Genomic DNA, 18353 nt, shown 5'->3' with positions numbered 1-18353 from the left:
GAAATTATGCTAGGTTAATATCTTTAACTTTCCTTAATATCCAAAAATGCGGACAAATCTTTCAAAATTTTCCTGATAAAGATGTTCTAAATCTTTGCTAATTTCAGCCAAGGATTGATTTGTTTTCCCTTGACCTATAAAATATTCTCCTTTAGATGAACCATGAAAAACAGTTGTCTCATTGTTTTGTTTTTCTTGTATTTCTATTTCCCTCAATTTATTAATATCACAATCTTCTATCACTTCTTGCATCTTATTTTTATCTATCTCTATTCCTAGAAAATTAATGACATTAGTTAGAGTTTCAATTGGTTTCTCTTTTAGGTTTTCATATTTAATGAATAAGTGAGGAAATGAATTAACCCCATTTAACCAGCTAGTCAAATGTCCAAGATAAGTTCCCATTCCCATTTTTGTCCACCGATCAACTCCCTTATTCTTAATAAAGTTTTCTACAAACGAATGTAGTGAGTCTTGGTCTTTAGAAAGACCAAAATACCGTGCGTTACTGAAAATGACATCCCTAGGATTCCGCAAGATATAAATAAAACCAACAGTATGGCTAAAATAAGGATGTTGACTGGATAAAAGAAAGTGGCTTTTTACTAAAACTGAGCCATCTAACATGACATTAAGTTTTTTCCCTTCAGATATTAGTTTATGTACATCTGGTACTTTGTCCTCTACTTCTTTTGTCCTGTCCATGACATCCGCATAAATATATCGGTAGAGAAGTAAACGTAAAAATGTATTACCAGATTTGGGGTAGGAGGCAAGCCAAACAATGTTCATACAGTTAAAGACCTCAGCAATATTTACAGATTATTTTGCTATCTAAGTAAGTTAAATTATACTTGGTCAGAATTAATGATAATAGATTTATCTTTAATTGCTTGGAAAGGTTTCAAATTTGTCAACGAGTCTTCATTAAATTCAGAATCATTTTGACTACACCCCTCAAGTTCTGAGTTTTGAGTCTGAGTTTCTGAAATAATATGTCCGTTATTTTTATAAGCAATAACATTCAGACTAATTAACGTATCTAGAAATTTTAACGAGCTACAATCATTAAAAATATTAAATTCTCTTACTCTATTGATTTGCTTAAAGTTTGCTTCTTCTAAGTAAACACTTAATGTGGTAAAGTCAAATCCTACTTTATGAACATCATAAATGTTCGTTTGCCCCCCAAACATCATTCTCATAATCTGAAAGCGCTGATTAAAATTTAAATCCTGCCGAGTGTATAGACTACATAACACTTCTAAATTGGGAACACTAATCATTAGTTTTCCTCCTGGCTTTAAAACTCGATTCCATTCCTTTAAAATATTAATTAATTCATTATTCAGACCATAGTAAAAATGTTCTAAAGTATGACTAGCATAAATAGTATCAATTGAATCGGACTCAAACATACTTAGATCGGCTGCATTACCAACAAAATCTACTTCTGGACGTTGTTCAATATCTAGAATTTTCCAATCAGGATGAGCTTGTTTTCCTCCAATATGAAGTTTGAAAGAGCTTATCTGGGATTCTGTAGGATGATGATCATTAATGTATTTCTCCCACATTTGAGAGTAGGCTTTTTTCCATCTCACGGGTAAATTGCTGAGCATTCCAAAGAGGAGATGTTTGTCGCGACTGCCACAATTGCCAAGTGACTTTTTTCCGCAATTCTTGATCAGTTCCTAATTTGACTCCCCACTCAATATATTCTTCATCACTCCAAGCAATTCCTTCGCTAACTCCCACGCTTTTCATGAAAGTATAGCTGTTACGCGCTGAAAACTGTTCTCCCACGCGGGTTACTAAAGGAACTGCCATCCAAAGCGTTTCTAAGGTCGTGGTCGCGCCGTTATAAGGATAGGTATCGAGTACCACATCCGCAATTGCGAGGTTGGCGCGATGAATTTCCTCTTTTGCCACATAAGGAAGAAATCGCAAGCGATTCGAATCCACACCTTCCTCTTGAGCGATGTGAGTAAAGAAGGCTTGAACCGATGCTTCATCAGCAAGTCCCTTGATTAAGAAATAGCTGTTCGGCACTTGTGCCAAAATTTTCATCTGCAATCGGACGGTTTCGGGATGTCGCTTCTTTCCTGCTTGAGCACTGAAATAAACTACAGCATTTTGAGGAATGTTCAATTGCTCTCGTCGTAGAGTTGGGGTAGCCACTTCAAAGCCATCAACCGCAACATAGACTTCTGGAAGCTGCCAGATCTTCTCGCGATAATGTTCTTGGGCTTCCTGGGGAAGAACATAGGGATCGGCAATAAAGTAGTCAATTGCTGGCAATCCCGAAGCATCCCATCCTAACCAAGTCACCTGAACAGGAGCAGGTTTGAGAGCCATGACTTGCATGGTGATATAGTGACTGATGCTATCAAGATCAACCAAGATATCTATATTGTCTCGATTAATTTGTTCTGCAATCTTCAAACTGTCCGCTTCGAGCTTATAAGCTTGATCCGCTTGCTGAACGAACCATTCTTGAAGAGGATCATATTCTTGAGATTTATAGTTAAACAAGTAAGCATAAATTTGGAATTGCTCATGGTTGTGATGCTTAAACAACCAGCGGGTCAACCAACCAACTGAGTGTCGCTTCAAACAATGGGAAAGGTAACCGATTCTAAGCACTTTTTTAGAATTGATTGGAGTAGTGAACTGGCGTTTATTTGGATAGTCCTCTCCTTGCAACTGCCATTGAGTTTGAAGATTCGATTGAATCATCTTGATCACTTGATTTTGAAGCGCACGGTTTTTTTTCAAATCATCTCTAAAATACGGTTGATAAAAGGTGGCAGTTATTAAGTTGCTAGTTGCGTCAATATCTAGAGAAGAAGGGTTTTCCGTTACAAGTTTTGAGAGTAACTGCTGTTGCTCTTGAAACATTGAAAATGCTTGTTCCCAGTAACCACCTGCATGTAAAAGCCCTCTTAAAAGAAGACTACTGGTTTGAATTTGATCAAGCAGAGTGTTTGAGAGCGCGTAACTCTCTTGGGCTGTTTCTATGCCTTGCTTGTGCTGATTGGCTTGTTGATAAAAAAGAGCAAGATGTTTCAAAATTGTTAATCGCTCAACACCCATTGTTAGACAAATTTTCGCTAAACGAGTGGCAAGGAGAGGACGAGCTTCTGAGTAAGTAATTTTCTCTTTACAGGCATCCAGAACAATTTCCACAAATTCCTTAGCAGGATCAGCATAAGGGACACAGGCTTCTACAAACTCAGGAATCTGAGGCTCTAGGGGAGCTTGATGCAAAACTTTTTTAAGCACTGACAATAGTAAATTCGGCTCTACAGTTGCCTCTTGGCTGTTAAGAAGTTGGATGAGTCCCAGTTCGGCTAAGTTTTCGCCCTTGAAAGTCCCTAATTCCAGCGATAAGTCAATAATTTTGAAAAGGTTGTCTAAATTAGTGGGATTCACTTCCCTTGCGTGTTGCCGAATTAACCAAGCCAGTTCTAAGGCTTGTTGCTCTTGTTGCCTGACGGCTTCGGCTGTGAGGACTTCAAATAATTCTTGGGCAGCGCGATTACTTGAGTTGGCATCTTCCTCCATCATTGCTGATAGCCAAGTCAGTTGAGCATCTTCTTCTTTTCCCTGTAACAGCAGCAACAATCCTAGATGCCAATAGTAAGATGTGATCTCTGGCTCAGTTTCAATGGCTTGTTCATAAAGACTCGCAGCTTGTGAATATTCTCCCTTTTCTTGGTGATGCGCTGCTTGTTGTTGCCAATCGGGAGACAAGTTCCCTGTCATCTTACTTAGCACTCCCTTATCTAAGGAAAAACGTGATTTTCTACAGTTTATAGCAATATGGTCTCATTTGTAAAAAAAGTAGCTTAACTTACGATCCCCCCTAACCCCCCTTAATAAGGGGGGAATTAAAGGCTTTGTTCTGAGACGAATCGAGATCAATGAGACATTGCAGAAAAAAACTGATTGAAGGTGATATTGAAAGCTAAAAACTTGGGTAATTTAGAATCAAGAGCTAAATACCTCTCTCAATTTCAACTCAGTACATTCAATCCTATAAGCGAGGAAACCCACTCATGCAGACCAATTTTCAAGCTAGACTACTACAATTCCTAAACGAGAAAAAGCGTAACCAAGGTTTTACCCTCATTGAACTTCTCGTTGTAATTATCATCATCGGTATTTTATCGGCAGTTGCCCTGCCCACGTTTTTGAACCAAGCTGGTAAAGCTCGACAAGCAGGTGCTGAATCCATCATTGGGGCTCTGAATCGTGCTCAGCAGGCTTATCGTGTGGAAGACGGAGTATTTACGGATGCATATACCAGTTTAGATGTTGGCTATAGTTCTGCTCCTGATGCCGAGGGATACACCTTCCCAGGTACTATGTCTGCTTCTGCTGATCTAGTTCGTATTCCTGTTACAAGTGCTAACACATCCGACCAGCCTAACTTGTGTGGCGCAGCCAACTTAAGCACAACAGGTATCGACGAGTCTAATTCTGCTGGAACTGCTGCTTGCCCATTCTAATAATTGGTTACCCCAAAAACAGTCATAGCGTAATCGCTTGACCTTGACATGATTGTAAATTGACTGGAAGTTGAGTGTCTAGACTGGCATATTAAAGATGCCCTCAGCTTCCAGTTATGTACATTAGAGCGATATAGCAGTTCTAAATTCATTCGTAAAAACTTGATCAACCATTCCCCCCTTTCTAAGGGGGGCGAAGGGGGGATAATTTACAATTCTTATGGGATGGCTATAGCAGTTCTAAATTCATTCGTAAAAACTTGATCAACCATTCCCTTTCTAAGGGGGGCGAAGGGGGGATAATTTACAATTCTTATGGGATGGCTATATCCAATTTGACACTGTTCATGGTTCCATTCCTGCCTTAAGCTCAAAAAGGAGGTCGATGTGAAACTCAAGACCACATTAGTCTGCATTCATCTTTTATCCAAGGATCACAAAAAAATGCAGGCTTCACTCTGCTGGAGTTGCTGATCGTTATTATTATATTAGGCATCTTGTCAGCACTGGCTTGGCCAACTTATCTGTCTCAAGCAGGTAAAGCGAGACAGGCGGGAGCCGAAATGTTAATCGGCAAAGTGAATCGCTCTCAGCAAGTCTATCGCATCATACACGGTACATTTGCCACCAACTATGCTGATTTAGAAGACTTTAACACACTGCCTAATCCTGATGGTTACACATTTGCTCCTAATATGACTGCTACCAATAATGAGGGAATCGTGGAAGCGGAAAGCAATGACTTAGTTTCTCAACCTCACTTGTGTGGAATCGCCAACCTTAGTACCACCCAGATCGAGGAAGATACGACCTTTAACGATGGTAATTGTCCATAACTTTCGCTAAAGTCTATAATTTCAAGTGACTCTAGAAAGTATGATTGATAAGAACATTCATGAGCAGTCGCTTAAAAGATATTAAGAAAAGTCTTGGTACAATACTGATAGCTGTCTGCTGTCTTGGGGGAACGCTTTCCCTGCAACTGAACTCGCTACAAAATAGGGAAGCACTAGAAAGTCAGCTTAATTATTCTCAACAAGAAGACTGGGAAAAAACACAACTTAACACCTTTACTCAAGCCCCAACCTTTGGCTTTGATAACTTGGTTGCAGACTGGGCTTATTACAGATTTTTACAGTATTTTGGCGACAAACCAGCCCGTAAAGAAACAGGATATTCTCTTCTACCAGAATATATAGAATTGATTGCAAAAAAAGACCCGTACTTTGTTGAGGCTTTTCGGTACTTAGCCCCCGTTACCTCGATTTACTCAGGTCGCCCAGAAGAAACAGTGCGTTGGTTAGAGTTAGCTTTAGAAAAACTTTCCCCAGAAGTCCCTTCCTCCTATTTGGTTTGGGTTCATAAAGCTCATGACGAACTCCTTTTTCTGGGAGAAGCAGAAGCTGCTTCCCAATCTTACGAAATGGCATCTCAATGGGCAAGGGCTGACGATAGCCCCATGAATCAGAGAAGTGCTAAAAATCTACAGCAAACTGCCCAATTTTTAGCGCAAAACCCAGATAGTCGCATTGCAAGAATTGCTTCTTGGAGAATGGTATTAGTCCACGCTCAAGATCAGGAGATTCAAGAGGTGGCAATTCAAAATATTGAGAAGTTAGGGGGTAAAGTCATTCGCAATTCAGAAGGAAGAATAGAAATTAAACTACCTTCAGAGTAATAATTGGTTGCAATGCCATTTTGGTAAAGTGGCGCTACATAGGGTTTGCTGAAAAAAGCGCGATCGCGTGTTGGGAAGGCGCGATTAGTGTTTTGGGATGAGGAAGTAGCGCGATCGGGTGTTGGGGCGCGATCGAGTTTTGGGGGGAAGTCGATCAGTTTTTGAGCAAACGCCCCGACGCATCCTACGACTACACCCGTGCATGTTAGTCGCTAGTTAGTCGGGGCATTTTGTCCGGTGAATATAACTTAGCAACGTCTCCAAGTTGGCTCTCCCACCGACACTGATAATGCCATAAGCCTTATTCCAAAAATATGGTTTCCAAAAGAATTGTTCTAAGTATTCTTGGTTTTCCTTTCTCATTCGTCTAGAAGATACAGTTTTTAAGTTACCAACAAAACGGGACAAATCCATCGCGGGGTGTGCATCAACCAAAAGATGAACATGGTCAGCTTCTCCCCCAAACTCCACTAACCGACACCGCCACTTCCCACAGACATCAGAGAAAATCTCTTCTAACCGATCAAGCATTGATTTAGTAATGATTTTCTTCCTGTATTTAACCGTAAATATAATATGGTATTGAAGTCGATAAGCACTGTGGTTACTGGTTTTAAGAGTTGAAAAATCTTCTATAACTGATTTATACTTTAAGTATTATGAATCATTCTATCATCCGTACCGATTCTTGGCATTTATCTCCTACTCCTGAACAGCAGAAATATTTAACGCTGACTGTTCAGGAGTACAGAGCATTTTGTCGAGCTTTAGTAGGAGTTGTTAACACCCACTGGACAGCTATTGCTAGTGCTAAGAGTCGCTGTTCAGTAGTAGAAAAACTGATTCATAAAACCCGTAAAAACCCGAATCCAAAATATCAGTATTTTGGGAAAAGATTTTATAAGTTTCCTTCTTACTTAAGACGTGCTGCTATCGAATTTGCTATTGGGCAAGTATCTTCTTTTTTTACTCGATATCAAAGATGGCAGTCTGGAATTAGGAGTAGAAAAGATTCTAAACCTCCGAAGTTAAATGGAAACACAGGTTGTTATCCTTCTCTCTATAAAGGACAGTGTATCAGGTTCTCTGAATGTTTGACCGTCGCTGAAATTAAGGTGTGGAATGGAAGTGATTGGGTATGGACAAAGGTTGCTATTTCTCGAAAAAGAGATAGACATCTTTTAGACCATGCTGAAATTAAATCCCCTGCTTTAATCGTTAATGAGAAAGGATGCAAGCTCAGTGTTCCCTTTAAGATTAATCCCCCCCTCTCTTACATCTCCCCCAATAGGAGAGAACAAGAGGGGGGAAACTGTGTCTGCGCTGTCGATATTGGCATCAATACTCTAGCTACAGCTAGTATTGTTTATCCAGACGGCACTGTAACGACAAGGAAGTTTATTCATCCTAGCGTTGACATAGACCTCCGACCCTGCCCGAATTCGATTCGGGCAGGAAAGCGGAGGCGCATTCCGCGCCGTCGAGATAAACGTTTAACTCGAATTAGAAAGAAAGCGAGGCTTACCAAAAACTTAACTAAAGGATTCTGTTCCACTTGGTATCGAAAAGCTCGAAATTATAACCAAAACATTGCTCAACAATCTTCTAAACAGATTGTGGATTTTGCTCAAGAACATGGTGCATCAGTCATTGTTTTTGAAAACTTAAAAGGATGGCGACCTAAAGGTGGGCGTAAAAGGTCAACCCTAAAACAACGTTTTCACGGCTGGTTACATAGAGCTTTGGTTAATCTTACCCAAGAGAAATTTGTAGAAGTAGGAGGAAAAGTAGAATTTGTCTATCCTCGTGGAACTTCTGGTTTTGCCTTTGATGGTAGTGGAAAGGTTAAACGGAGCAAAAAGAATTACTCAGATGCTACATTTGCTAGCGGTAAACAATATAACTGCGACTTGTCAGCGAGTTATAACATCGGTGCTAGATATTGGGCTAGGAAATTAAAACTTACTCGCAGAAATGACGGTAAGTCGGATGATGGCAAAAGTTCCTCATCTGAACGGAGAACTCCCGTTACCTTATCTGTCCTTTGGAAGGATAAGGAAGCCGAGGGGCTGTCATCTGAGGTTTCCTCAGATGTTTATACGCCCCGTCCGACTACATCCCGAAGGGATTAGTCGTGGGTGAGTTCACGATTGGGAAATAAGAATCGCTGTTTTGGGATGGGGGAGGAAGCGCGATCGCGAAGCTGTTGCTGAGCCCTTCGGCGAGCTCAGGGGAACCCTTACCGAAGCATAGGCGGAGCCTAATCGCTGTTAGGAAGATAATAATAGTGGGAAGCGCGATGGAGTAAACTAGTCATCAGAATAATGAGCCACTGATTGATCAAAATGTCAAAGGTAACTATCAACCAACAAGGACAAATTCAGATTCCGTCAGAGATTGTTTCTCAATTGGGTTTAGAGCCAGGAACTGAAGTAGAATTACAAGTTGTAGATAATAAATTAGAAATTCATAAAAAACAAAAATTGTCATTGAATAATGTAGGAAAAGAACTCATAGATACCATGAAAGGCAAAGCAACATCTAATCTAACCACTGATGAAATTATAGAAATCACTCGTAATTGAATATGGCTGATATTTTAGTGGATAGCAATGTCATTTTAGATATATTTACTGAAGATCAACAATGGTTTCAATGGTCTGCTTCCCAACTAACTAAGCTAGCAAATCAATCAATTTTAGTCATTAATCCCATTATTTATGCAGAAATTTCCATTGGTTTTGATCAAATCGAAGAATTACAAGCGGCACTACCGAAAAATTACTTTCGCTACGATCCTCTTCCCTATCAAGCTGCTTTTTTAGCAGGTAAATGTTTTTTGAATTATCGCCGTCGTGGAGGAACTAAACGTTCCCCCTTACCTGATTTTTATATTGGTGCTCATGCTTTTGTTGAAAAAATGACTCTTTTGACAAGAGATCAGGGTCGATATAAAACATATTTTCCCAACTTGAATTTAATTGCCCCATCAACTAATTAGAAGATAAGTGCGCGATCGAGTTTTAGGGGCGCGATCAGCTACTCGTTTGTTGTATATCAATTATCCTTGGGCATAAATCACTTGTGTTGATTCGAGAATGTATTGACGATACAGCCAGTTATCACTGCGCGCGATCAGGTTGGGAGGCGGGATCAGCTTGTGGGGAGCGCGATCGGTATTTTGGAATGAGGAAGGAAGCGCGATCGGGTGTTGGGGCGCGATCGGTGTTGGAGGGCGCGATCGGGTCTTGGGAGGCGGGATCAGCTTGTGGGGAGCGCGATCGGGTGTTGGGAGCGCGATCGGCTTTGGCGATGAGGAAGTAGCGCGATCATTCCTCAGCTTGTGCTTTTAATAAACTAATCACTTCTTCCGATAGCCATAAACCAGAATCTTGTAAGGTTTTTAATCTGGGTGTCACTGAGGAAATTAATCCTTTGCGCTTGGCTAAAACAATCATTGCTCCTGTTCCTAATGTGGGAATTGTGAACTACCCCAACCTCGATGAACGCAGGTTGGGGCTTCGATATTCGTAGGGGAATGCCCAAACTTGACCTTACGACCAAGTTTGGGACTTCTATCCCCTCCTACCGCAGCAGTCCCCGTTCCAGAGACGGAAAGCATTCTGATTCCTTCTGCTCTAATGTTCTTAGATGCGTTCTCATCACGGTCATGGTGAGTTCCGCATTTAGGACAAGTCCATTCCCTTACTTCTAGGTCTAGACTTTCTAACTCATAATGACAGTTTGAGCAGAGTTTAGAACTGGGAAACCATCTGTCAATCTCGACTAGAAATCCACCTTTTTCTTTGAGCTTATAGTCTAAGAAGTTAACAAACATTCCCCAACTCACATCAGAAATGGCTTTGGCTAGTTTGTGGTTACGGACCATACCCTTGATGTTCAAACGCGGAATGCGCCCGTCCGCAAGCACCTGAATTGAATTCAGGTGAACGGACGGGTTCTCCACTACGACTACCTGATTGTTATCCACAATTTTTCGGGATACCTTATGCAGATAGTCTTGGCGGGTATTGCTAACTCGTTCGTGTACCTTAGCGACTAGCTTTCTCGCTTTATTTCTTGATTGAGAACCCTTTTGTTTACGGGCTAACTTTTTCTGTTTACGCTTGAGATTTTTCTCATGTTTAGATAAATGTTTAGGGTTAGGAAACTTAGAGCATTTCTCACCATCGTGAACAAGGGCAAACTCTTTAATTCCTAAATCTATTCCCGCTACCTTACCTTCTGTAACTGGGGTTGGCTTTTCCTGTTGAGTCTCAAACAACAAGGAAGCATAATACTTTCCAGTTGGTGTCCGACTAATAGTAACTGTCTTTAACTTCCCATCTTCAAATAGTCGATGAATCTTTGCTTTGACGAGTCCTTCCATCTTAGGAAGTCTCAGAGCTTTATTATCGACTATTTTGACGTGCTGAGGGAATTGGCAAGACTGCCTTTGATCAAAACTTTTGAATCTCGGGTATCTTGCACGCCCTTCAAAAAAGTTCTTGTAAGCCTTGGTAAGGTTCAAGGTGGTAGCCTGCAAAACTTGAGCAGGACACTCTTTCAAGAAGGCAGTCTCTTCTTGACGTTTTAACAGAGGAAGATAAGCATTGAGAGCCGTTCGTCCCAAGCCTTTCCCTGTATCTTTATAATGCTGTTTGCATAAGGCTAGTGCATAATTCCACCAATATCTAGCACATCCCATCACTTGATTGAGTTGGGACTGCTGAGAAGGTGTTGGATATAGTCTAACCTTAATTGCTCGTAGCATAGCGGTAAATATAACGTAATCTATAATTACGATAAAGCAACAACCGAAGTTTGTCAATCCCTAATACTATTTGATCGGGCTTCGTTCTAAGTTCGCTTTCATGAGGGGCTGTGGGCGGAATCGCATTCCGCCCTTTATAAGCCCCGTCCCCCACCTACTTCGTTGAGGTGGGGGAATTCCCGCTCACGTCGTTAAAAGTTTTGCGCCCCTTTTCTTGCTGCCATATCATCTACCATTGCTGTATTGTTAGGGTGAGTAAGAGCGTAGCTAAGAACCTGTGATTCCCCAACCCCTAAATCCCATGCTTCTATCTTCCCATCAACTCTTTCGACTTTTCTACAATTGATCCATTGTGTTTTTGGTAACATTTGTGCTGCAGCATCTAATTGTCCAGGGATAACAATTTCGTCCCAAACGCCTTGTGGGATAACAATTTCTTGAAAAAGTTGTGGCAATAGTTCTGCTTGATTGCTTTTAAATAATGTGATTAACGGTGAAGCATTAACAACCACTTTCGCTATTGCCACTGCTTTAACTCCTCAGTTAATTCAGATGCAGTGTATTGAAAAACTGAAACTTTGTATCGGCTTAAAGCGTTGATAAAATCTGCTCTTGTTAAACCAGCAACCTCAGCTGCTTTTCCTTGAGAAATTTCTCCTAATTCGTACCACTTAACAGCGGCAGCCACTCGCATTTCTTGGACAAATTCATGGGGGGCTTTGCGAAGGGCTGAAAATGCTGTTTCTGGTAGCTCTACTTCAACTTTTGCCATTTTTTCGGTGATTTGACTAGATTGATGACTCTTAACTGAATGTTAGCGCAAGAGTTTTGATCGGTTTTTGGAAGAGCGCGATCGGGTTTTGGGGAGAGTGTAAGTAGTCTATATGTTGTAAATTTCTCGACGATGCCCAACTTTTTCAATAATAATTGTTTCTGAATTTTGATCTAAACTATAGATTACCCGATAATCACCCACTCTTAATTTATAAAATCTTGATAAATCTCCAGATAAAGGAAATAAGTTAACTTTTTCAAAGTTTTCTGCTAACCAGTTAATTTTATTAACAATTCGTTTTCCTAATTTGGATGGTAGCTTTTTTAACTCAGCTACAGCTTGGGCATCATATTTAACCGTATAACCCATTATTCAATTCCCAATTCCTTCATTACCTCTTGGGAACTCACTAATTTGCTTTCTCCAGTTTGACGGGAATGTTGTCTTTTTTGCAATTCTTGTTGAATCTCAGGTCTAATTAATTTTCCCTCATCAGAATCAACTGATACTTCTTCAAGAACATCATCTATTACTTCTCGAATTAATTCTTTGAATTCTTCAACTGTTAAATCTTTAACTTGCATCGTTCACTCCTTGTTTTCTACGCTTCTAAGGCAGGAAAGCCGTTTTGTCTTACTTTTCCTATTTATTTTAATTTTAACTGATTTAAAAATTGGAGGAAAGCGCAATGTCGCTGTGAGACTTGCCTAAAGCGCGATTAGGCTACCGCGTATGCTACGCAAACGGGTGTTTTGAGGATGAGGAAGTAGCGCGATTGCGGTTTGGAGTGAGATGGGAAGCGCGATCGGCTGTTGGGGGATTGAGTGTTTGGGAGGGTCGATCGAGTTTTGGGAAGGCGCGATCGGGTGTTGGGAAGCGCGATACAGCCAGTTATCACGGCGCGCGATCGCTGACTGAGTTGTGAACCCTGCAAAAATCAGGTGACAACTTGTGGAACTTCTAATTGTGTCCTTTGCGCGATGCTCGTACAGCGACCCGCTTCGCCACATCGGTTTGTAGGGATGCGGAGGGAAGGCGCGATCAGTTTTGGGAGTTTAATCGAGTGTTTGGGAGCGCGATCGCGCTTTGAAGGAGGTTGGAGAGCAAGCCGTAAACATCCCCCTGAACATCAATTTCTATACTGGAACTATCTAGAGCCAAATCATTGGTTGGCTTTAGTTTATTGCATCATTCTTAATAGCTAGTGATATTGTTCAAAAACTTGCATTAATTCATTACTCGGCTCGTCAATACAAGTATTTTTGACTTGATCTGTGACCGCTATTAATTTACCAATATCTATCATTGTTTCCTCTCTTTCGCCACTCATATAACCGTGCATAAAAAGAATTGTATTTTCTTCTTCTTCTCCATCCATAAGTAATAAGTCACGGCAGGTTATTGCTTCCAAATTGATGGGTGAAACAGGTTCATTCTCAGGTTGTGCAATTGCCTCAACCCCAATACTTAGGATTCCCATTGTCATACTTGCTAACAACAAGCTTTTTTTTTGAATATTCATATTTTCCTCCTTTTATTGGCGTTCGCGAATACAACGGTCATAGGCTTGTCTGACCAAGGCTTGCCTTGATTGTGATTGGCGAATCCCCCCTCCCACAGCCCCAAGACCAGCCCCAGCGAGAGCCCCTCCCCCTGTATCACCAAGAATAGCCCCAAAGAGTGCCCCACCAGTAGCCCCTCGTGCAGCCCCCTCTAAAGCACCTTCTCCTCTATGTCGATTAGCGTAATCTTCTGCATAGCGTTGACAAAAACTGTGTACACTTTCACTAGGAGTAGATTGAGCCATCAGAGGTAAAGTTGACATCAAGATTAAGCTGGATGCAATGATCGGTTTAGTTCCCCAACTGATATGTTTTTTGATCTTCATAACTTTTTTGAAGACAGATTGACTCTTTAACTAGCTTCATTTTAATCTATCTTATAACAATACTTACGTATTTAATTGAAGAATGAATACAAAATTTGATGTGTGAGTGTAATGTCGTTGTGACATCCTCCCCCGCTAAACTTCGTTATAGCGGGGGCTTCCTAGTTATTCCCATGAATGGGATTACACCACTGATCTAAGACTGGGATTCCAGTCTCCCGACAGCCCGATTGCCTAGGCGTTTTGATTCCCGATGCGTCCGACGGTACTATTTATCTTTTCGATTCCTCGACTTCGTAGCACACAAGCAGCAGCCACATCCCGATCCGCGACTAAGTTGCACTGAGGACATTCATGAATCCTTACGCTGAGATCTTTCCCAACATGAGTGCTACATCTTGGACAAGTTTGGGTGCTTCCTTTTGCCTCCACTTCTGAGAAATACTTTCCTCGTTTCCAACACACTTCTTTGAGAATTTGTATGGATGCGCTTTCGCGCTTTTTTTATTTGGCTACGATTCATCCCCCGTTAACCTCTGGTATAACGGGGGTCTTCTCGTCGCACTGAGATAAACTATTGTCTGATTATGGGTTGCAATAGTTACCAATTTTGTAGACAAATCTACTCAGGCTTTGTAAGGTCGGAACCTTACTGGGCTAACTACGAGCCTCTCTATTGGTTTTCCATCTAAGATGGAGTTACCAACTACTTCAAGATTGAGATTATTCACTCTGTTAGAGTGAGTCTCTTCATTAAAATGAGGTTAAGTCATTTCTGATGCCATTATAACACAAGAAGAAATGACCAACGGTCACGCGCAGGCGCCTTCCGTTTAGGAAGGCGTAATCTTTGACTTAACCTGTCTATAATTGTCTTTATTTTCAGCGAAACTTTGCAATACCCCCCGTTTCACCGTCAAGCCTAGTGGGGATGACGGGAGTCTTCTTTTCGCTTTAAGGATAATAATTTTGCTGCTCCTTTAATCTGTTCTAAAGGGGTTACCGATCGCGGTAAATTGGGCAAACGAATCAAAGTCTGGTCAGAGAAGACACCATCAGCAATCTCTTGGTTGGCTTCATAGCGGTTATGGATAATGTAATGTTGGGAAACCCCTTGTTGGGCGAGGGCTTGCATCATCCGTTCTGTTTCAGCAACGATCGCGCTTTGATTTTGCAGAACGCCAATAAATTCGGTATAGTCGGGATCTTGCAATTTTTTATGGGTATTGACCACTCGTTTCCGCAGTTGTCGCAATCGCGTCATTAATTCCATGTGTCCAGCTGCTGCTTGATATTTCATCCACAGCTTGAAAATCCAGCTTAACCAGTCGGTGAGGGCGGTAGGCATTTCTAAAAAGCGGAGTAAATGACCCGTGGGTGCAGTATCCACAATAATTAAATCTTGTTCTCCAGATTCCAGTTGATCCACCACCGTCAACAGGGCTAACATTTCATCCACACCTGGCAACCCTTGAGAGACCATTTGTCGCCACGCAGCTGGACCATAAGCAATTTGTAGTCCTTCAGTGTCGCCACTTCCCCCACTCATCATTTCTGCTAATTCCCAAAGGTATTCCTCCCGAAACTCATCGAGGAGAATCTCAGAATCAATTTCTTGGGCACTCAGGTTATCAGTAATCGCAACTGCTTCATGTCCAAGAGGAAGATCAAACGCATCTGCGAGAGAATGGGCGGGATCAATAGACATTAACCGAATCTGCTGATCGGGATACTTTTCGGCAATCCCCCAACCCACAGCTGCTGCGGTGGTGGTTTTACCCACTCCGCCTTTTCCGCCCACTAACAGGAGTTGACGACCTTCGCTAATCCAATCTGGGAGTCCTGGAGGAATGGGGTCTGGAAATTGGACAGTTGTTGGCGGGTCGGGAAGGGTGATTTCCCCAACTGGCTGAATTTGTGGGAATAATTCATCTAGAGCGTTCATTCCCACTGGATCAGCTTCTTGTTCTGGAATCCTATATAGCGGGAGGGGATTGGTACTTTCACGGAACTTTTCGAGAAGTTGCTGTTGTTCATAAAACCGATCGCGCTGAGTCTCACTCTCATCATCAAGGACACGATTCACAAACACGCCACCACAAGGAATTTTTAGCTCTTGGAGAGACGCAACAAAATCTTGAGTTTCTAGCCAACTCATGGGTTGCGCGATCGCGCCTACCAAACAAGCCGTTCTTTCCTCATCTTGCAGTAAAGATCTGCCTCGGGCTAAATCATCCCGCATTTTCTCTAAAAACTCATCCGTCTCATCTGGGGTGTAGTTCCGCGATAAACTTTTCACCATGACGCGATGTTTCTCTTGAAAGCCTTCTAAGCCACCGAGAAAGTGATCCAGAAAATCCATCATTTCAAATAAATGGAGACTGTGACCACTCGGGGCCATATCCACCACAATGCGATCCACTTCCTCGTCATTAAATAAGCGTTGAATTTCTAAAACCCCCATCAACTCATCTAAGCCGGGCCATCCCAAATCCCAAGCGGGGGTCAAATCCTCCCCATCGACAAAACTTCCCCGTTCCACTAAGATTTCCAGAGTCTCTCCGTAGCGTTCTTTAAATTCAGCTAACAGGGTTTGTGCATTGAGAGCCCGCACTTGTAAGTTTGGTAAATCACTTAACGGGGTTGCCTTTTCAGAAACCGCTAAATCGAGGACATCTCCCACAGAATGGGCGGGATCAGTGGATAATAATAAAACCCGTTCTTGGGGAAACTCTCGCGCCCAATGACGGGCTAAACTACAAGAAACCGTAGTTTTTCCCACGCCTCCCTTTCCACTGCAAAGGGCAAGTTGTAAATTGTTATAGTGTTCCATCTTTATCTTCACGCTGGGAACTCCCGATCCCCCCTAACGAAAAAAAGAAGGGATCGGGAGCGGAAAGCGCGTCCTCCTGTTTGTGCGTTTACAATCAAATTTGTTGAACGTTTTAAGAGTTGGGTTTTCTGAGTTGAAAACCGGTAGTTCACTCCTGACTGTTGTCAAAACTAAGTGTTGATAACCTATCATATCGCTATGGAGGAACATGGAAAGCAAAATGAGCCAGAGCAATCAATCGACTTTAGTTATTGGCTATGGAAACTCTCTGCGTAGTGATGATGGGATTGGGTTAAAAGTTGCCACAGAGGTGGAAAACTGGGAGATCTCTGGGGTGCAATGCTTAGCGATTCATCAGCTAACCCCTGAACTGGCTGCAACCTTGGCAGAAGTCGATCGCGCGATTTTTGTGGATGCAGCGCTCAACTGTAAGACAGTCACTTTAGAAGTCATTCAAGCCGAAGAAGCCCAAGGTCGGCAAGTGGGACATTTTTGCGATGCGCGATCGCTGCTGGCGATGAGTCAATTTCTCTACAGCCATACCCCATCAGCATGGTTAGTTACGATTCCTGTAGCGAAGTTAGACTTTGGAGAACAGTTTTCTCCTCTCGCGGAAGAAGGGGCAACTGAAGCCTTAAAAATCATTGAAAATTTGCTCATTGGCCAGACAAATCCGTTAGCCTAAAGTTAGCTTTCCCTAACGCATCCAACAGGATTATTGATTATGCACGAAGTGGGAATTATGGAGCAACTGCTCGCGATCGCGATTGAACACGCCAATGCAGAAGGGGCAAATGAAATCCACAGCATTAAAGTCAAAGTGGGTGATTTATCGGGAGTCGTTCCCGAAGCCTTAACTTTCGCCTTTGATGTCACGGCCAAAGGAACGATCGCGCAATCAGCATCTTTTGAAATTGAGCAAGTCCCTGCCCAATGTTATTGTCCCACCTGCCAGCAACAATTTACTCCCAGCGATTGGATTCATGAATGTCCTCACTGTCATCAAATCAGCCATGACATTCGACAAGGGAAAGAACTCGAACTCGTCTCATTGGAGATTTCTTAACCATGTGTGAAAACTGCGGTTGCGCTAACACCTCAGATCCGATTCATATCCACACCCACGAAGATCATGCCCCCAGCCGTGAAATTCATGTCCACGAAGCGATTCTTGCCAAAAATGAGCATCTTGCCCATCATTTGCGAGAAAAACTCCACCATCAAGCCATTCTCACCCTCAATTTCCTCTCCTCCCCTGGATCGGGAAAAACGAGTCTGATTGAACGCACTTTAACTGAGTTATCGGAGCACTTTTCAATCGCAGTAGTCGTCGGTGATTTAGAAACCGATAACGATGCCCAACGCTTGCGCGGGAAAGGGGGATCGGTGGTGCAGATTACCACAGGAAGTGTCTGTCATCTGGAAGCCAATATGGTGGAGAGTGCTCTCACTGAGATTAACTTAGATGGCGTGCAACTCCTGTTGATTGAAAATGTGGGGAACTTAGTTTGTCCTGCTGCCTATGATTTAGGAGAAGATCTACGGGTGGGCTTGTTATCGGCAACAGAAGGTGAAGATAAACCGCTGAAGTATCCCACCTTATTCAAGACCGCAGATGTGGTGGTGCTCAATAAAATGGATCTTGCCGAAGCTGTGGGGTTTAATCGCGACTTAGCCATTGAGAATATTCAAAAGATTGCCCCGCAAGCGGAAATTTTAGAACTCTCAGCGCGATCGGGTGCAGGTCTTAGCAGTTGGTATGATTATTTGAAACAACAATACAAGTCACTCTTTTTAGTGTCTGCGAACTCTTTTTAAGCTCATCCCCCGAATGACAATACCAATTCTCCAATTCAGGTTAGGATATTGAAAAGGTGTGTTTTGAAAGTGC

At 42.1% G+C, this 18353-nt stretch carries 26 protein-coding genes; 11 read left to right on the top strand and 15 right to left on the bottom strand.

The genetic code is table 11. The annotated features are described in order from the left end of the window. Positions 1-33: 33 nt before the first annotated feature. From PCC7418_RS06430 to PCC7418_RS06420, 3 genes are read right to left on the bottom strand one after another with little or no spacing between them, the layout of a single operon-like run. Entirely contained in the window at positions 34-792 is a 759-nt protein-coding gene (locus PCC7418_RS06430) for a sulfotransferase domain-containing protein (protein ID WP_015225372.1), read from the bottom strand. Between the two features lie 56 nt (positions 793-848). Next, entirely contained in the window at positions 849-1622 is a 774-nt protein-coding gene (locus PCC7418_RS20465) for a methyltransferase domain-containing protein (RefSeq protein WP_216086679.1), read from the bottom strand. Continuing rightward, on the bottom strand, positions 1558-3768 hold the full coding sequence (locus tag PCC7418_RS06420) for a hypothetical protein (RefSeq protein ID WP_015225370.1): 2211 nt from the start codon (positions 3766-3768) through the stop codon (positions 1558-1560). The genes PCC7418_RS20465 and PCC7418_RS06420 overlap by 65 nt, the downstream gene beginning before the upstream one ends. Positions 3769-4061: 293 nt before the next feature. Here PCC7418_RS06420 and PCC7418_RS19315 point away from each other — a divergent pair, with 293 nt between their 5' ends. The 3 genes from PCC7418_RS19315 (at position 4062) to PCC7418_RS06405 (ending at position 6192) form a co-directional block, all read left to right on the top strand. Next, complete coding sequence (locus tag PCC7418_RS19315; protein WP_015225369.1) at positions 4062-4514, top strand: type IV pilin-like G/H family protein; 453 nt, start codon at positions 4062-4064, stop codon at positions 4512-4514. Between the two features lie 404 nt (positions 4515-4918). Beyond that, a complete protein-coding gene (locus PCC7418_RS06410; RefSeq protein ID WP_083885377.1) occupies positions 4919-5350 on the top strand; it encodes a prepilin-type N-terminal cleavage/methylation domain-containing protein in 432 nt (143 codons plus the stop codon). Positions 5351-5409: 59 nt separating this feature from the next. Further along, positions 5410-6192: a hypothetical protein gene (locus PCC7418_RS06405; protein ID WP_015225367.1), complete on the top strand. Its 783-nt coding sequence runs from the start codon at positions 5410-5412 to the stop codon at positions 6190-6192. A 216-nt stretch (positions 6193-6408) separates the two neighbouring features. Here PCC7418_RS06405 and tnpA read toward each other — a convergent pair whose 3' ends face one another. After that, entirely contained in the window at positions 6409-6828 is a 420-nt protein-coding gene (gene tnpA / locus PCC7418_RS06400) for an IS200/IS605 family transposase (protein ID WP_041596173.1), read from the bottom strand. Between the two features lie 23 nt (positions 6829-6851). Here tnpA and PCC7418_RS06395 point away from each other — a divergent pair, with 23 nt between their 5' ends. The 4 genes from PCC7418_RS06395 to PCC7418_RS06380 all read left to right on the top strand — a co-directional run bounded on the left by PCC7418_RS06395 (position 6852) and on the right by PCC7418_RS06380 (position 9516). Next, positions 6852-8324: an IS200/IS605 family accessory protein TnpB-related protein gene (locus PCC7418_RS06395; protein ID WP_015225365.1), complete on the top strand. Its 1473-nt coding sequence runs from the start codon at positions 6852-6854 to the stop codon at positions 8322-8324. Positions 8325-8537: 213 nt separating this feature from the next. Next, positions 8538-8777, top strand: coding sequence for an AbrB/MazE/SpoVT family DNA-binding domain-containing protein (locus tag PCC7418_RS06390; protein ID WP_015225364.1), 240 nt, complete (start codon positions 8538-8540; stop codon positions 8775-8777). 2 nt (positions 8778-8779) lie between these two features. Further along, positions 8780-9193: a type II toxin-antitoxin system VapC family toxin gene (locus PCC7418_RS06385; RefSeq protein ID WP_015225363.1), complete on the top strand. Its 414-nt coding sequence runs from the start codon at positions 8780-8782 to the stop codon at positions 9191-9193. Positions 9194-9276: 83 nt separating this feature from the next. Further along, entirely contained in the window at positions 9277-9516 is a 240-nt protein-coding gene (locus PCC7418_RS06380) for a hypothetical protein (protein ID WP_041596172.1), read from the top strand. Positions 9517-9521: 5 nt separating this feature from the next. Here the strand turns inward: PCC7418_RS06380 and PCC7418_RS19765 are convergent, their stop codons facing one another. The 7 genes from PCC7418_RS19765 to PCC7418_RS20185 form a co-directional block, all read right to left on the bottom strand. Continuing rightward, positions 9522-9650, bottom strand: coding sequence for a DUF3368 domain-containing protein (locus PCC7418_RS19765; RefSeq protein WP_015225362.1), 129 nt, complete (start codon positions 9648-9650; stop codon positions 9522-9524). Between the two features lie 11 nt (positions 9651-9661). Beyond that, positions 9662-10966, bottom strand: a complete 1305-nt coding sequence (locus PCC7418_RS06375; RefSeq protein ID WP_015225361.1) for an RNA-guided endonuclease TnpB family protein — start codon at positions 10964-10966, stop codon at positions 9662-9664. Between the two features lie 191 nt (positions 10967-11157). Next, complete coding sequence (locus tag PCC7418_RS06370; protein ID WP_015225360.1) at positions 11158-11493, bottom strand: hypothetical protein; 336 nt, start codon at positions 11491-11493, stop codon at positions 11158-11160. Beyond that, entirely contained in the window at positions 11484-11738 is a 255-nt protein-coding gene (locus PCC7418_RS06365) for a UPF0175 family protein (protein WP_015225359.1), read from the bottom strand. Before PCC7418_RS06365 ends, PCC7418_RS06370 begins: the two co-directional genes overlap by 10 nt. Before the next feature lie 108 nt (positions 11739-11846). Further along, a complete protein-coding gene (locus PCC7418_RS06360) occupies positions 11847-12110 on the bottom strand; it encodes a type II toxin-antitoxin system RelE/ParE family toxin (RefSeq protein ID WP_015225358.1) in 264 nt (87 codons plus the stop codon). Further along, complete coding sequence (locus PCC7418_RS06355) at positions 12110-12325, bottom strand: hypothetical protein (RefSeq protein ID WP_015225357.1); 216 nt, start codon at positions 12323-12325, stop codon at positions 12110-12112. Before PCC7418_RS06355 ends, PCC7418_RS06360 begins: the two co-directional genes overlap by 1 nt. A 123-nt stretch (positions 12326-12448) precedes the next feature. Beyond that, the gene (locus PCC7418_RS20185; protein ID WP_150107034.1) at positions 12449-12751 is read right to left on the bottom strand and encodes a hypothetical protein; all 303 of its coding nucleotides are present in this window, start codon (positions 12749-12751) and stop codon (positions 12449-12451) included. Here PCC7418_RS20185 and PCC7418_RS20180 point away from each other — a divergent pair. Next, on the top strand, positions 12722-12946 hold the full coding sequence (locus tag PCC7418_RS20180) for a hypothetical protein (protein WP_216086678.1): 225 nt from the start codon (positions 12722-12724) through the stop codon (positions 12944-12946). The genes PCC7418_RS20185 and PCC7418_RS20180 overlap by 30 nt on opposite strands. Here the strand turns inward: PCC7418_RS20180 and PCC7418_RS06350 are convergent. From PCC7418_RS06350 to PCC7418_RS06340, 4 genes are all read right to left on the bottom strand, one after another. Beyond that, entirely contained in the window at positions 12943-13263 is a 321-nt protein-coding gene (locus tag PCC7418_RS06350; RefSeq protein WP_015225356.1) for an HdeA family protein, read from the bottom strand. The genes PCC7418_RS20180 and PCC7418_RS06350 overlap by 4 nt on opposite strands. 12 nt (positions 13264-13275) lie before the next feature. Next, positions 13276-13566, bottom strand: coding sequence for a glycine zipper family protein (locus PCC7418_RS21210; protein ID WP_216086677.1), 291 nt, complete (start codon positions 13564-13566; stop codon positions 13276-13278). A gap of 297 nt (positions 13567-13863) precedes the next feature. Continuing rightward, complete coding sequence (locus PCC7418_RS19760) at positions 13864-14094, bottom strand: zinc ribbon domain-containing protein (protein WP_071880224.1); 231 nt, start codon at positions 14092-14094, stop codon at positions 13864-13866. 457 nt (positions 14095-14551) lie between these two features. Further along, positions 14552-16462, bottom strand: a complete 1911-nt coding sequence (locus PCC7418_RS06340; RefSeq protein ID WP_015225354.1) for an ArsA family ATPase — start codon at positions 16460-16462, stop codon at positions 14552-14554. Positions 16463-16682: 220 nt separating this feature from the next. Between PCC7418_RS06340 and PCC7418_RS06335 the strand changes: the two genes are divergently transcribed. From PCC7418_RS06335 to hypB, 3 genes are read left to right on the top strand one after another with little or no spacing between them, the layout of a single operon-like run. Then, the gene (locus tag PCC7418_RS06335) at positions 16683-17147 is read left to right on the top strand and encodes a hydrogenase maturation protease (protein WP_041596494.1); all 465 of its coding nucleotides are present in this window, start codon (positions 16683-16685) and stop codon (positions 17145-17147) included. Between the two features lie 39 nt (positions 17148-17186). Then, a complete protein-coding gene (hypA, locus tag PCC7418_RS06330) occupies positions 17187-17528 on the top strand; it encodes a hydrogenase maturation nickel metallochaperone HypA (protein ID WP_015225352.1) in 342 nt (113 codons plus the stop codon). 2 nt (positions 17529-17530) lie between these two features. Then, positions 17531-18280, top strand: coding sequence for a hydrogenase nickel incorporation protein HypB (hypB, locus tag PCC7418_RS06325; RefSeq protein WP_015225351.1), 750 nt, complete (start codon positions 17531-17533; stop codon positions 18278-18280). Positions 18281-18353: the final 73 nt, after the last annotated feature.

Source organism: Halothece sp. PCC 7418 (assembly GCF_000317635.1).
Classification (GTDB): Bacteria; Cyanobacteriota; Cyanobacteriia; order Cyanobacteriales; family Rubidibacteraceae; genus Halothece.
Note: the sequence above shows the minus strand (reverse complement) of the source record. Positions and strands in the feature narration are given on the sequence as shown.

Coding starts and splice junctions, on each gene's coding strand:
- PCC7418_RS06335 (WP_041596494.1), top strand. CDS start 16,683: ATGAGCCAGAGCAATCAATCGACTTTAGTTATTGGCTATGGAAACTCT.
- PCC7418_RS19315 (WP_015225369.1), top strand. CDS start 4,062: ATGCAGACCAATTTTCAAGCTAGACTACTACAATTCCTAAACGAGAAA.
- PCC7418_RS20185 (WP_150107034.1), bottom strand. CDS start 12,751: ATGTGGCGAAGCGGGTCGCTGTACGAGCATCGCGCAAAGGACACAATT.
- hypA (WP_015225352.1), top strand. CDS start 17,187: ATGCACGAAGTGGGAATTATGGAGCAACTGCTCGCGATCGCGATTGAA.
- PCC7418_RS20180 (WP_216086678.1), top strand. CDS start 12,722: ATGCTCGTACAGCGACCCGCTTCGCCACATCGGTTTGTAGGGATGCGG.
- PCC7418_RS06405 (WP_015225367.1), top strand. CDS start 5,410: ATGAGCAGTCGCTTAAAAGATATTAAGAAAAGTCTTGGTACAATACTG.
- PCC7418_RS06390 (WP_015225364.1), top strand. CDS start 8,538: ATGTCAAAGGTAACTATCAACCAACAAGGACAAATTCAGATTCCGTCA.
- PCC7418_RS06340 (WP_015225354.1), bottom strand. CDS start 16,462: ATGGAACACTATAACAATTTACAACTTGCCCTTTGCAGTGGAAAGGGA.
- PCC7418_RS06395 (WP_015225365.1), top strand. CDS start 6,852: ATGAATCATTCTATCATCCGTACCGATTCTTGGCATTTATCTCCTACT.
- hypB (WP_015225351.1), top strand. CDS start 17,531: ATGTGTGAAAACTGCGGTTGCGCTAACACCTCAGATCCGATTCATATC.
- PCC7418_RS06355 (WP_015225357.1), bottom strand. CDS start 12,325: ATGCAAGTTAAAGATTTAACAGTTGAAGAATTCAAAGAATTAATTCGA.
- PCC7418_RS06365 (WP_015225359.1), bottom strand. CDS start 11,738: ATGGCAAAAGTTGAAGTAGAGCTACCAGAAACAGCATTTTCAGCCCTT.
- PCC7418_RS06420 (WP_015225370.1), bottom strand. CDS start 3,768: ATGACAGGGAACTTGTCTCCCGATTGGCAACAACAAGCAGCGCATCAC.
- PCC7418_RS20465 (WP_216086679.1), bottom strand. CDS start 1,622: ATGCTCAGCAATTTACCCGTGAGATGGAAAAAAGCCTACTCTCAAATG.
- PCC7418_RS06350 (WP_015225356.1), bottom strand. CDS start 13,263: ATGAATATTCAAAAAAAAAGCTTGTTGTTAGCAAGTATGACAATGGGA.
- PCC7418_RS21210 (WP_216086677.1), bottom strand. CDS start 13,566: ATGTCAACTTTACCTCTGATGGCTCAATCTACTCCTAGTGAAAGTGTA.
- PCC7418_RS19765 (WP_015225362.1), bottom strand. CDS start 9,650: ATGATTGTTTTAGCCAAGCGCAAAGGATTAATTTCCTCAGTGACACCC.
- PCC7418_RS06375 (WP_015225361.1), bottom strand. CDS start 10,966: ATGCTACGAGCAATTAAGGTTAGACTATATCCAACACCTTCTCAGCAG.
- PCC7418_RS06360 (WP_015225358.1), bottom strand. CDS start 12,110: ATGGGTTATACGGTTAAATATGATGCCCAAGCTGTAGCTGAGTTAAAA.
- PCC7418_RS06430 (WP_015225372.1), bottom strand. CDS start 792: ATGAACATTGTTTGGCTTGCCTCCTACCCCAAATCTGGTAATACATTT.
- PCC7418_RS06385 (WP_015225363.1), top strand. CDS start 8,780: ATGGCTGATATTTTAGTGGATAGCAATGTCATTTTAGATATATTTACT.